This window comes from Bradyrhizobium archetypum (assembly GCF_013114835.1).
GTDB lineage: Bacteria > Pseudomonadota > Alphaproteobacteria > Rhizobiales > Xanthobacteraceae > Bradyrhizobium > Bradyrhizobium archetypum.
This window is the reverse complement of record NZ_JAAVLW010000002.1, coordinates 724,746-738,266: the sequence shown is the minus strand read 5'-3', so window position 1 is coordinate 738,266 and position 13,521 is coordinate 724,746. Positions and strand designations below refer to the sequence as shown.

Here is a 13,521-nt window from a genome sequence, read left to right as displayed (position 1 = left end):
CGGTTCCAAATAATTTTTAACCGACTGGAACAATCAGGTTCCCGGCGCATTGAGGAACCCGGGCTGAGTTCCATGTCATTGATTTCACGACCTTAACCGTTATTCCGGCTTGATCTGCCGATGGGGCAGCGGTCTATTTGTGAAATCGCATCTCAGCCAATGGGATTCGAGCGAACTGGCCAAGGAAACACCATGAGTGATCTTTCCCCTGGAGCATCACCCTCCGTTCGCCGCGTCAACAAGCCCAAACCACCATCCACCAACGGCACCTCCGACCCGATGCAGGATCTCCTGCACGCCCTGCAGGCAATGCGCGCGGGCGACTTTTCGGTCCGGATGACCGGCGATCATCTCGGGATCGAGGGCAAGATTGCCGACACCTTCAATGAGATCGTCGCCGCCAACCAGCGCATGGCGCAGCAACTGGAGCGCGTCGGCCAGGTCGTCGGCCGCGAGGGCAAGACGCGCCAGCGCGTCAAGTTCGACCTCACCAGCGGCTCGTGGGCGGAGATGGAGGGCTCCGTCAACACCCTGATCGACGACTTGCTGTGGCCGACCCGTGAAGTCACGCGCGCGGTTGCCGCGGTCGCGCAGGGCGATCTGTTGCAGACCGTGCAGCTCGACGTCGACGGCCGCCCGCTGGGCGGCGAATTCCTGCAATCGGCCAACATCGTCAATACGATGATCAAGCAGCTCGGCGTCTTCACGTCCGAAGTGACGCGCGTGGCGCGCGAGGTCGGCACCGAGGGCAAGCTCGGCGGTCAGGCCCAGGTGCCGGAAGTGACCGGCGTCTGGAAGGACCTCACCGAGAGCGTCAACTCGATGGCTAACAACCTCACCGGCCAGGTGCGCAACATCGCCGAGGTCACCATCGCAGTCGCCAATGGCGACCTGTCGAAAAAGATCACGGTGGACGTCCGCGGCGAGATCCTGCAGCTCAAGGAAGCCATCAACACGATGGTGGACCAGCTCCGCTCCTTCGCCTCCGAGGTGACGCGCGTGGCGCGCGAGGTCGGCACCGACGGCAAGCTCGGCGGCCAGGCGATCGTCCCCGGCGTCGCCGGCACCTGGAAGGACCTGACCGATTCCGTCAACGCGATGTGCGGCAACCTCACCGCCCAGGTGCGCAACATCGCCAACGTCACCACCGCGGTCGCCCGCGGCGACCTCTCGCGCAAGATCACGGTCGACGTCCGCGGCGAAATCCTGGAGCTAAAGGACACCATCAACACGATGGTCGACCAGCTCAACTCGTTCGCCTCCGAAGTGACGCGTGTCGCCCGCGAGGTTGGCACCGAAGGCAAGCTCGGCGGTCAGGCCCAGGTCCCCGGCGTTGCCGGCACCTGGAAGGACCTCACCGACAACGTCAACTTCATGGCCTCCAACCTGACGGCGCAGGTCCGCAATATCGCCGACGTCGCCACCGCGATCGCCGGCGGCGACCTGTCGAAGAAGATCACTGTGAACGTCTCGGGCGAAATCCTGCAGTTGAAGGAAACGCTCAACACGATGGTCGACCAGCTCAACGCCTTTGCCGGCGAAGTGACGCGCGTCGCCCGCGAAGTCGGCACCGAGGGACGGCTCGGCGGCCAGGCCAACGTGCTCGGCGTCGCCGGCACCTGGAAGGACCTCACCGAAAGCGTCAACTCGATGGCCTCGAACCTGACGGCGCAGGTCCGCAACATCGCCGAGGTGACGACCGCGGTCGCCAACGGCGACCTCTCAAAGAAGATCACGGTGGACGTCCGCGGCGAAATTTTGGAGCTAAAGGACACCATCAATACGATGGTGGACCAGCTCAACGCATTCGCCGGCGAAGTGACGCGCGTCGCGCGCGAAGTCGGCACCGAAGGCAAGCTCGGCGGCCAGGCCAACGTGCGCGGCGTCGCCGGCACCTGGAAGGACCTCACCGACAACGTCAATTCGATGGCCGGCAACCTCACCGCCCAAGTCCGCAACATCGCCGAAGTCGCAACCGCGGTGGCCAAGGGCGACCTGTCGAAGAAGATCACGGTCAACGTATCGGGCGAAATCCTGCAGTTGAAGGAAACGCTCAACACGATGGTCGACCAGCTCAACGCCTTTGCGTCCGAAGTGACGCGCGTGGCGCGCGAAGTTGGCACCGATGGCAAGCTTGGCGGTCAGGCCCAGGTGACCGGCGTCGCCGGCACCTGGAAAGACCTGACCGACTCGGTGAACTCGATGGCGGGCAACCTCACCGCCCAGGTCCGCAACATCGCCGAAGTCGCGACCGCGATCGCCGGCGGCGACCTGTCGCGCAAGATCACGGTCGACGTGCGCGGCGAGATCCTGCAGCTCAAGGAAACGCTCAACACGATGGTCGACCAGCTCAACCGTTTCGCGGGCGAAGTGACCCGCGTGGCGCGCGAGGTCGGCACCGAGGGCCGGTTGGGCGGTCAGGCCAACGTGCCCGGCGTCGCCGGCACCTGGAAGGACCTCACCGACAACGTCAATTCGATGGCTGGCAACCTCACCGGCCAGGTCCGCAACATCGCCGAAGTCACGACGGCGGTGGCGAAGGGCGACCTGTCGAAGAAGATCACCGTCGACGTTAAGGGCGAGATTCTCGAATTGAAGAACACCGTCAACACGATGGTGGACCAGCTCAACGCCTTCGCCTCCGAAGTTACGCGCGTGGCGCGCGAGGTCGGCACCGAAGGCAAGCTCGGCGGCCAGGCCCAGGTACCTGAAGTCGCCGGCACCTGGAAGGACCTCACCGACAACGTCAACTTCATGGCCTCGAACCTGACGGCGCAGGTCCGCAACATCGCCGAGGTGGCGACCGCGATTGCCGGCGGCGACCTTTCCAAGAAGATCACGGTGGACGTCCGCGGCGAAATCCTGCTGCTCAAGGACACCCTGAACACGATGGTCGAGCAGCTTCGCTCCTTTGCCGCTGAAGTGACGCGCGTGGCGCGCGAAGTCGGCACCGAGGGCCGGCTCGGCGGCCAGGCCGTGGTGCCAGGCGTCGGCGGCACCTGGAAGGACCTGACCGACAACGTCAACCTTTTGGCGGCCAACCTGACCACCCAGGTCCGCAACATCGCCGAAGTCACCACCGCGGTGGCGCGCGGCGACCTGTCGCGCAAGATCACGGTCGACGTGAAGGGCGAAATCCTCGAACTGAAGAACACCATCAACACGATGGTCGACCAGCTCAACGCCTTTGCCGGCGAAGTGACGCGCGTGGCGCGCGAGGTCGGCACCGAGGGCAAGCTCGGCGGTCAGGCACAGGTCCCGGGCGTCGCCGGCACCTGGAAGGACCTCACCGACACCGTCAACTTCATGGCTGCCAACCTGACCGAACAGGTCCGCGGCATCGTCAAGGTCGTGACTGCGGTCGCCAACGGCGACCTGAAGCAGAACCTGACCGTGAAATCCAAGGGCGAAGTTGCGGCCCTTGCCGACACCATCAACAACATGACCGAGACGCTCGCGACCTTCGCCGACCAGGTGACCAGCGTGGCGCGCGAGGTCGGCGTCGAGGGCCGGCTCGGCGGCCAGGCCAACGTGCCTGGCGCCGCCGGCACCTGGAAGGACCTCACCGGCAACGTCAACCTGCTCGCCGCCAACCTGACCTCGCAGGTGCGCGCGATCGCCGAAGTCGCAACCGCCGTGACCAAGGGCGACCTGACCCGGTCGATCCAGGTCGACGCCCGCGGCGAAGTCGCCGAACTCAAGGACAACATCAATACGATGATCGGTAATCTGCGCCTCACCACGCAGGTCAATACCGAGCAGGACTGGCTGAAGACCAACCTCGCCCGCTTCACCAACATGCTGCAGGGCCAGCGCGAACTTTCCACCGTCGGCCGGCTGCTGCTGACCGAGCTGGCGCCGCTCGTCAACGCGCATATGGGCGCGATCTACCAGGTGGAGAACGCCGAAACCGCGCAATTGCGCCTGCTGTCCTCCTATGCCGGCGATGGCGCCAATCCGCATCCGCAGGTCGTGCAGTTCGGCGAAGGCTTGATCGGCCAATGCGCCATGGACAAGCGGCAACGGCTGGTATCGGATATCCCGAGCGATACCGCGCCGATCAATTCGGCGCTGCTACGCGTGATCCCGAAGAATATCGTCGTGCTTCCGGTGCTGTTCGAGAACCAGGTGAAGGCGGTGATCGAGCTTTCCTCGATCGGCTCTTTCACGACGTCGCAAATGACCTTCCTCGAACAACTGACCGACAGCATCGGCATCGTGCTCAACTCGATCGAGGCCACGATGCAGACCGAAGGCCTGCTGAAGCAATCGCAGCAGCTCGCCGGCGAATTGCAGACGCAGCAGAAGGAACTGCAGCAGACCAACGAGCAGCTCGAACAGAAGGCCCAGCAGCTCGCCGAGCGCAACGTCGAGGTGGAAAGAAAGAACCAGGAAATCGAACAGGCGCGGCGCGCACTTGAGGAAAAGGCAACCGAACTCGCGCTGACCTCGAAGTACAAGTCCGAATTCCTCGCCAACATGTCGCACGAGCTGCGCACGCCACTCAATAGCATCCTGATCCTCGGCCAGCAGCTCACCGAAAACCCCGACGGCAACCTGTCGCCGAAACAGGTCGAGTTCGCCCGCACCATCCACGGCGCCGGCACCGACCTGCTCAACCTGATCAGCGACATCCTCGACCTGTCGAAGATCGAGTCCGGCACGGTCACCGTCGACGCCGAGGAGATCTTGACGTCGAGCCTGTTGGAGACCGTCGGGCGGCCGTTCAAGCACGAGGCCGAGAACCGCCACCTCTCCTTCAACGTCAATGTCGACGAGAATCTGCCCCGCAGCATGGTGACCGACTCCAAGCGCCTGCAGCAGGTTCTGAAGAACCTCTTGTCGAACGCGTTCAAGTTCACCGCGGAAGGCGGCGTGAAGTTGAACGTGTCGGCGGCCGTCGGCGGCTGGAGCGCCGAGCATCCGATCCTCAATCATGCACCCGCCGTGGTCGCGTTCGAGGTGACCGACACCGGCATCGGCATTCCCTTGGAGAAGCAGAAACTGATCTTCGAGGCGTTCCAGCAAGCGGACGCCGGCACCAGCCGCAAATACGGCGGCACCGGTCTCGGTCTTGCTATCAGCCGCGAGCTTGCGAGCCTGCTCGGCGGCGAAATCCATCTGCGCAGCGCGCCCGGCAAGGGCAGCACCTTCGTGCTTTATCTGCCGTTGAAATATTCCGGTCCCACCATTGCACCGCGTCCCCCTGCCCCGTCGCCGTTCGCGCCCGCGCCGCCGCCGGCGTTGCAGGCCGCCACGACGCAGGAGCGGATCATCGAGCAATTGCCGGACGATCGCCTCAACCTCGCGCCGGGCGATACGATCCTGCTGATTGTCGAGGACGATCCGCATTATGCGCGGGTACTGATCGATCTGGCCCGCGACAAGGGCTTCAAGGTGCTGGTCGCCAGCCGCGGCGCCGAAGCGCTCGATCTCGCCAAGCAGTTCCAGCCGGCCGCAGTTTCGCTCGACGTGTTCCTGCCGGACATGCTGGGCTGGACCGTATTGAGCCAGCTCAAGCACAATCCGCTGACGCGGCACATTCCGGTGCAGATCATCACGCTCGATGAGGATCGTCAGCACGCGCTGGCGCGCGGCGCGTTTTCCTTCGTCAACAAGCCGACAACGCCAGAGGGCGTCAGCGCGGCGCTGTCGCAGATCAAGGAATATGCCAAGCCGCGCCGCAAGCGCCTCCTGATCGTGGAGGACAATGCCGCCGAGCAGATGAGCATCACCGAATTGCTCGGTCACGACGACATCGAGATTCTCACCGCCGACACCGGCGCGGATGCGTTGTCGACGATGCGAAACCAGCCGTGTGACTGCGTCGTGCTGGATCTGCGCCTGCCCGACATGAGCGGCTTCGAGGTTCTCGACAAGCTGCGCAACGACGAAACGCTGTCGAACGTGCCGGTCGTGGTGTTCACAGGGCGGGAACTTTCAGCCGAGGAAGACGCGGAACTTCACACCATGGCGAGGAGCATCGTGGTGAAGGGCGTCGAGTCGCCGGAACGCCTGCTCGACGAAACGTCGCTGTTTTTGCACCGTGTGATCACGGAATTGCCGGTCGAGAAGCAGAGAATGCTCGAAAAGCTCAATAGCTCCGACGAGGACCTGGTTGGCAAGACCGCGCTTCTGGTTGATGACGACGCCCGCAACATCTTCGCGCTGTCGAGTGTGCTCGAACGGCGCGGCATGAAGGTGCTGACCGCGACGACGGGCCACGAGGCCATCGCGCTGGTCAAGTCTAATCCGAACATCGCAATCGTGTTGATGGATATCATGATGCCGCAAATGGACGGCTATCAGACGATGGGCGTTATTCGAGAAAATCCGTCGTTCAGCCGCCTGCCGATCATCGCGCTGACGGCCAAGGCGATGAAGGGCGACCGCGAGAAATGCCTCGAAGCCGGCGCTTCGGACTATCTCGCCAAGCCCGTCAATACCGAGCAGTTGCTGCTCGCTATCCGAATGTGGTTGCACCGCTGACCGGCGTAAGCAGATGATGGACCAAGAGAAGGTAAACATTCTTCTGGTTGACGATCAGCCGGCGAAGCTGCTCGCCTATGAGGTCATCCTGAAGGAACTCGGCGAGAACCTGGTCAAGGCCTCGTCGGGGCGCGAAGCGCTCGAGTTTCTGCTCAAGAACGACGTTGCCATCATCCTAGTCGACGTCTGCATGCCGGAACTCGACGGCTTCGAGCTCGCCGCCATGATCCGCGAGCATCCCCGCTTCCAGAAGACGGCGATGATCTTCATTTCTGCGATCCAGGTCAGCGACATCGACCGGCTGCGCGGCTATGAGATGGGCGCGGTCGACTACGTCCCGGTGCCGGTTGTGCCGGAGGTGCTGCGCGCCAAGATCAAGGTGTTCGCGGAGCTCTATCGCAAGACACGCCAGCTCGAGCGCCTTAATGCCGAACTTGAGGATCGCGTACGCGCCCGCACCGCTGAATTGGAGGAGTCGCACGCCCGGCTTCTGGAAAGCGAGCAGCGCCGCAGCCTGGCGATCGCCGCCGGAAAGATGGGATCCTGGGATTGGGACTGGGTCAATGGCGACTGGATGTGGGACGAAGGCCAGTATCAGATCCTGGGCGTCGATCCCGAAAGCTTCGAGCTGACCCCGGCCAATATCCAGGCGCTGTTTCATCCCGACGATGTTCATGAATTGCACGAGGCGTGGGCCAGCTTCGCCAAGGGTGCAAAGTCGTACGAAGCGGAATTTCGCATCATCCGACCGAATGGCGAGATGCGCTGGTGCGCCGGAACGGCGGCGGCGAGTGCCGACAAGGACGGCCGGGTCATTCGCGTCAGCGGGGTGACCGTTGACATCACCGAGCGCAAACAGGCCGAAGAGCGTCAGACCCTGCTCGCACGCGAAGTCGATCATCGCGCCAAGAACGCGCTGGCGCTGGCGCAATCCATCGTCCGGCTGACGCGGGGCGAGAACGTGAAGACCTACATCCGTTCGGTCGAAGGACGGATCAATGCCCTTGCGCGCGTGCACACCGTGCTGTCGCTGTCGAGCTGGCAAGGCGCCGAAATACGCAAGCTGATCGACGAGGAGCTGGCGCCCTATTCGACCGGCGAGCAGATCAACTTGTCCGGACCGGAGGTTCAGCTCGAACCGGCGACGGCCCAGACGATCGCGCTCGCGCTGCACGAACTCGTCACCAATTCCGCAAAATACGGTGCCTTGTCGGCGCTGTCGGGCCGGCTGGCCGTGAGCTGGGAAAACCAGGCGGGCCTGCTCAAGATCACCTGGACAGAGACCGGCGGGCCGCCGGTCGGGAAGCCGATATCGCGAGGGTTCGGGACCAGAAGCGTGATTGCCAGCATCGAGTCGCAGCTCGGCGGCCGGGCCGAATTCGATTGGCGCCTGGAGGGCCTGGTTTGCCGCCTCTCGGTGCCGTTGACGCGACGGCAGTTCACCGCCGATCCGGTTCCGATCCGCGACGTTGCCGCCCTCGACGGCAATGGTCTGCTACGCGCCGAGCGGTAGCGGCGGCTCGCGGATCAGCCGCAATCAAGCACGATCTTCAACGACCTATCGTGCCAATGCTGCGACGGCACCGGCCGACGGCTGCAGCGATCCCTGCGCCGCTTCGATCGCACGTATCAGATCCGGCGGCCGAAACGGCTTCTGCAGACAGACCACGTTGGAGAGCTCGGGCGTTTCGGACAGAAATTCCAGCGCGGTCATTCCTGAAATCGCAATGACAGGCAGCCCCGGCACGCGGGCGCGCAACGCTGTAATCAGATCAGAGCCGCTGGTGCCCTGCAGAAAGACGTCCACGATGGCAAGGTCGAAGCTTGATCCCTCGAACAGCTTCAATGCGGACTCGGCGCTGGCCGCTTCGACAATTTCGAAATGATGGATGCGCAGCACGATAGAAATCATCGCACGAACGTCGGCTTGGTCGTCAACAACAAGCACGCGGGGCATGGGAGCCTCCCGGATCGGTCGTGCCAACAGCTTACGATGGAATTGGTGGATTTGAGCGGTTCCGCGGGCATTATTCAGCCAGTCGGTAAAGAGGCGGTTACCCTCATCGGCGCGCTGCTGTTCCCTTCATACCCTGGGTTGATTCCTGCCGAGGCGCCGCTAGCCTAGGCTGATAGGTCGGATTCCCGCGCGGGGTATGTCGCCGGGACGTTCGACCGCATCGGATAGATTGTTTATGCGTGTTTGAAGCCTTTGGCGCGTTCGCTGCCAGTTTGCCGGAGCCGATTGTTGGGTGACGAGCGCAACATCTTTCTTTCCACGATGCCGGCGACCCGCAACGATTGCACGTTCGCGCTTGTCGTGGTCGTCATCTCGGCGGTGCTGTTCGCCTCCGCGGTGCCGTTTGCCGGTGTGCCGCTTACCCCGATCCCGGCGTTCGTTGCCAGCTATCAGTCCGCGCTCGCCATCAACGACCTGATCACCGCCGTCCTCCTGTATTCGCAATTTACGATTTCTCGTTCGCGGGGACTGCTGCTGCTCGCGAGCGGTTATCTGTTCACGGCGACGGCGGCGGTCGTCCACGCCCTCACCTTTCCCGGCCTGTTTGCGCCGGGCGGGCTGCTGGGTTCGGGAACGCAGACCACCGTTTGGCTCTACATGGTCTGGCACGGCGTATTCCCGCTCATGGTGCTCGCCTATGCGCTGCTCAAGGCCAGGGACGGCGAACCCAAGGTAGGAGGCTCGGCGCGAACGGCGGTTGTTGCAAGCATCGTTGCGGTCGGTGCCGCAATGGCTCTGTTCACCTGGGTCGTCACCGCGCAACACGACCGTCTGCCGATCCTTCTGAGTGGCGGTCACTACACGCCTATCATGCTCGGCGTCGTCTCGACGGTATGGGGCCTCAGCCTCGCTGCACTCGCGGTGCTGTGGCTGCGCAGGCCGTATTCCGTCCTCGACGTCTGGCTGATGGTCGTGATGAGCGCCTGGCTGTTCGACATCGCTCTGTCCGCAATCCTGAACGTGGCGCGCTTCGATGTCGGCTTCTATCTCGGCCGCATCTACGGCCTCTGCGCCGCAAGCTTCGTGCTCGCCGTGTTGCTGGTCGACAATGTCGGACTGCAGGCAAAGCTCGCGCGCCTGCTCGGAACATCGCGTACGGAAAGCAGGCGCACGGAGCAGGCGCTTAGCCAGGAGATGGAAGAGCGGCGGCGCATATTCGAATCTTCGAACGACCTCATCCTGGTAAGCGATTCCGTGGGAAATCTGATCCAGGTCAGCCCGAGTGTCACCGATATCCTCGGCTATCAGCCGTCGGAAATGGTCGGACACAACGCGATCAAGTTCATACACCCGGACGATCTCGAACACACCCGCAAGGAGATGCGGGCGGGGCGCCGGGGAAAGAACAAGCGCAATTTCGAGACGCGCTATATCAGCAAGGACGGCAAGCCCGTCGCGCTGAACTGGACCGGAACGTGGTCGGAGCCGGTGCGCCGCCACTTCTTCATCGGCCGCGACCTGACCGAGAAGCAGGCTGCGGAAGCCCAATTGCGGCATGCGCAGAAGATGGACGCGGTCGGCCAGCTCACCGGCGGCGTCGCGCACGACTTCAACAACATCCTGACCGTGATCACCGGCACCATCGGCATTCTGGAGGAAGCGGTCGCCGATCAGCCGCAGCTCGCCGCCGTCGCGAAAATGATCGACGAGGCGGCCGAACGCGGGGCCAATTTGACCAAACATCTCCTCGCCTTTGCCCGCAAGCAGCCGCTGCAACCCGTCGAAGTCGACGTCAACGCGCTGGTGCTGGAGGCGGCGAAGCTCTTGCACCCCACGCTTGGCGAACAAATCGAAATCACGCCGCTGCTGGCCGATGATGCATGGACCGCGCTGGCCGATCCGAGCCAGCTCACCACGGCCGTCCTCAACCTCGCGATCAACGCGCGCGACGCTATGCCGGGCGGCGGCAAGCTTGCGCTCGAGACCAGCAACGTCTATCTCGACGAGAGCTATGCCGGCATGCACAGCGAGGTCACGCCCGGCCACTATGTCATGATCGCCGTCAGCGATACCGGCAGCGGCATCCCGCCCGCGCTGCTCGACCGTGTATTCGAGCCCTTCTTCACGACCAAGGAAGTCGGCAGGGGCACCGGCCTTGGGCTGAGCATGGTGTTCGGCTTCGTCAAGCAGTCGGGCGGACACATCAAGATCTACAGCGAGCAAGGCCACGGCACTTCCGTCAAGATCTACCTGCCGCGGGCAACTGGATTGCAGCAGACTGCTGCGGAAGCGCAGGTCGCGGCTAACCTCGAGGGCGGCAACGAAACAGTGCTCGTCGTCGAGGACGATGCGCTGGTGCGCCGCTATGTGATGACCCAGATCGAGAGCCTGGGTTACAAAACGCTGGAGGCGGCCAACGCTTCCGATGCCTTGCGCATCATCGAGGGTATCAGCACCGTCGATCTGCTTTTCACCGACGTGATCATGCCCGGCCCGATGAACGGCCGCCAGCTCGTCGACGAGGCGCTGAAGCGGCGGCCGGGCCTCAAGACGCTCTATACGTCGGGCTATACCGAGAACGCCATCGTCCATCACGGCCGGCTGGATTCCGGCGTGCTGCTGTTGGCAAAGCCCTATCGTAAAGCAGAGCTTGCCCGGATGATCAGGCTGGCGCTTGCCAGTTGAAGCAAGCGCTCCGGCTGATATATCCGTGGAAGGCCTTAGTCCTCTGCGTCACCAGCCCCTCATGGTGAGGAGCGCGAAGCGCGTCTCGAACCATGAGGCCCCGTCTGTGGCCCACATCTTCGAGACGCCGCTCCGCGGCTCCTCAGGATGAGGGTTTGAACGGGTTTAACGCGGTAGAATTAGGGTGGATCCAGCCCACGGACCGGCGCTTTGAAAAACCTGCTCACCGATATTGCCGGCGTTCATGTCGGCCACGCCCACGACGCAAGCGCCGCTTCCGGCGTCACCGCGATCCTGTTCGATTCTCCCGCCGTCGCCTCGATCGACGTGCGCGGCGGTGGGCCCGGCACCCGTGAGGATGCGCTGCTCAAGCCCGAGAGCACCGTCGAGGCGATCGACGGCATCGCGCTTTCCGGCGGTTCGGCGCTCGGGCTTGATGCCGCGGGCGGCGTGCAGGCATGGCTTGCCGAACAGGGGCGCGGCTTTCGCATCCGCGACGCGATCATTCCGATCGTTCCGGGCGCGATCTGCTTCGATCTGCTCAACGGCGGCAACAAGGCATGGGGACGCTTCCCGCCCTATCGCGATCTCGGCTACGCTGCGGCGAAGGCGGCGGGCGCCGATTTCGCGCTCGGCAGCGTCGGCGCCGGGCTCGGCGCGACCACGGCCAATTTCAAGGGTGGGCTTGGCTCGGCTTCCGCACAGACCGAAGGCGGCGTCACCGTCGGCGCGCTCGCGGTGGTCAACGCGGTCGGCAGCGTGACGATCGGCGATGGTCCCTGGTTCTGGGCAGCCCCGTTCGAAGAGGGCAACGAGTTTGGCGGGCGCGGACTGCCGCCTTCGTTCACGCCCGGCATGCTGCGAGCCCGCCTCAAGGGTGGGCCGTCAGCGACGCCTGCGGAGAACACCACGCTGGCGGTGGTGGTCACCGATGCCGCGTTGACCAAGACGCAGGCCAGACGGCTGGCGATGATCGCGCAGACCGGCATGGCGCGCGCCATCTATCCGGTGCATGCGCCGCTGGACGGCGACGTGGTGTTCGCTGCCGCGACCGGCAAGAAGCCGATCGATCCGCTGTTCGGCCTCACCGAACTCGGCATGTTGGCCGCCAACACGTTGGCGCGCGCAATCGCGCGCGGCGTTCACGCCGCGACCGCTCTGTCCTTCGCCGGCGCGCTACCCGCCTGGAAGGATCGTTTTGGCTAGCAACGAAGCTGCGATGATGGCGTTGTTGCTGAGGATCGACTCGGGATGCCGCCATGCCTTCCACGGTGATACGCAATTATCGCTATGATGCCGCCCGGCGCGCCTTGCAGGTGACCTTCGTCACCGGGCGCCGCTACGTCTATGAAGGCGTTCCGCCTGACGTGTTCGAGGCGTTCAGGGCGGCCTTCGCAAAAGGCAGCTTTTTCAACCGCGAGATTCGCGACCGCTACCCGTATCGAGAGATCGCCAATGAACGCTCGGCGTAACGGCCGACAGTCAGGCGCTGAGCGAGAGCGATGCGGTGGCTGCGGACGAAATCGCCTTCGCCTCGCGCTGGATCATCTGCTCGATGAAATTATAGGACGACGTCGCGGCGCTGGACGAGCTTGCCGACGCCGGCGACGTCATCGTCACCTTCGATCCGTCGGCATAGGTCAGCGACGTCGTCACCGAACCGTCGGTGTTGGTCACGGTCGTGGTGGTCGCGCCTTGTCGTGCCTGCGAGATTGGATCGGAGCCTGATCCGTCGCTACCGCTTGCCTCATCCGGACGACGGTGCCCCTTGTTAGGCCGCAGCGCCGATGCCAGTTCCTTGAGGCTGACCGAGCCGTCGCCGTCCTGGTCGAGCTTGCCGAACACGCTGTCGGCCTGCGCGAGGTTGCTGCCGCCGGCGCCAAGCGCCTCCTCGAATTCCGCCTTGGTGATCTTGCCGTCGCCGTCGCCATCGATCTGCCCGAACAGGTCCTTCAGCGCGGCGTGGCGGCTCTTCGAAGCCATCGTTGATCCGCCCGAGGACTGGCTTTGCGCGTCGAGCAGCGCACTCATGGTTTCCGGCGATATCGGCGAGCAGCCGCTGCCGCCCGAACCAGCTCCCTGGCCGATCGAAGCCGACGTGTTCGAGGACAGGAAGGCGAACGGGCTTTCGGAATTCTGGCTGACGCCGGCGGTTTGCGCCGACGATTTCGACGACGTCAGCGCCTTGAGGGCATCGATCGCCGACGATGCGGCGCCCAGAGCAAAGAACATGGCGGAACTCCAACAATGCCGCGCGGACCGCGGCCCACAATTCGTGTTCCGCTTTCCTCAGCAAGTGCCGTGCCATCCGAAAAACCCAATAAAACCGGCCATTGTCGCATCGCGTTCGAATCCGCAGACCCGGCAATAGCTGCCTGTCACGGCAGATT

At 63.8% G+C, this 13,521-nt stretch carries 6 protein-coding genes and 1 pseudogene; 5 read left to right on the top strand and 2 right to left on the bottom strand.

The genetic code is table 11. The features are described 5' to 3' along the window. Nucleotides 1-288: 288 nt before the first annotated feature. Nucleotides 289-6,489 (top strand): annotated as a pseudogene (locus HCN50_RS07885) (HAMP domain-containing protein); the annotation flags it as partial. A 16-nt stretch (nt 6,490-6,505) separates the two neighbouring features. Beyond that, nucleotides 6,506-8,002, top strand: a complete 1,497-nt coding sequence (locus tag HCN50_RS07880; RefSeq protein ID WP_171709228.1) for an HWE histidine kinase domain-containing protein — start codon at nt 6,506-6,508, stop codon at nt 8,000-8,002. Nucleotides 8,003-8,047: 45 nt separating this feature from the next. Here HCN50_RS07880 and HCN50_RS07875 read toward each other — a convergent pair whose 3' ends face one another. After that, nucleotides 8,048-8,446, bottom strand: coding sequence for a response regulator (locus HCN50_RS07875; protein WP_171709031.1), 399 nt, complete (start codon nt 8,444-8,446; stop codon nt 8,048-8,050). Between the two features lie 321 nt (nt 8,447-8,767). On the opposite strand from HCN50_RS07875, the gene HCN50_RS07870 reads away from it, so the two are divergent. The 3 genes from HCN50_RS07870 (at nt 8,768) to HCN50_RS07860 (ending at nt 12,603) form a co-directional block, all read left to right on the top strand. Further along, nucleotides 8,768-11,131 (top strand): MASE4 domain-containing protein, encoded by a 2,364-nt coding sequence (locus HCN50_RS07870; RefSeq protein WP_171709227.1) that lies wholly within the window; start codon nt 8,768-8,770, stop codon nt 11,129-11,131. Nucleotides 11,132-11,341: 210 nt separating this feature from the next. Continuing rightward, nucleotides 11,342-12,337 carry a P1 family peptidase gene (locus HCN50_RS07865; RefSeq protein WP_171709030.1) on the top strand — a complete coding sequence of 332 codons (996 nt, stop codon included), beginning with the start codon at nt 11,342-11,344 and terminating at the stop codon, nt 12,335-12,337. Nucleotides 12,338-12,390: 53 nt separating this feature from the next. Then, nucleotides 12,391-12,603 carry a KTSC domain-containing protein gene (locus HCN50_RS07860; RefSeq protein ID WP_171709029.1) on the top strand — a complete coding sequence of 71 codons (213 nt, stop codon included), beginning with the start codon at nt 12,391-12,393 and terminating at the stop codon, nt 12,601-12,603. A 10-nt stretch (nt 12,604-12,613) separates the two neighbouring features. Here HCN50_RS07860 and HCN50_RS07855 read toward each other — a convergent pair whose 3' ends face one another. Further along, entirely contained in the window at nt 12,614-13,363 is a 750-nt protein-coding gene (locus tag HCN50_RS07855) for an EF-hand domain-containing protein (protein WP_171709028.1), read from the bottom strand. Nucleotides 13,364-13,521 lie beyond the last annotated feature (158 nt).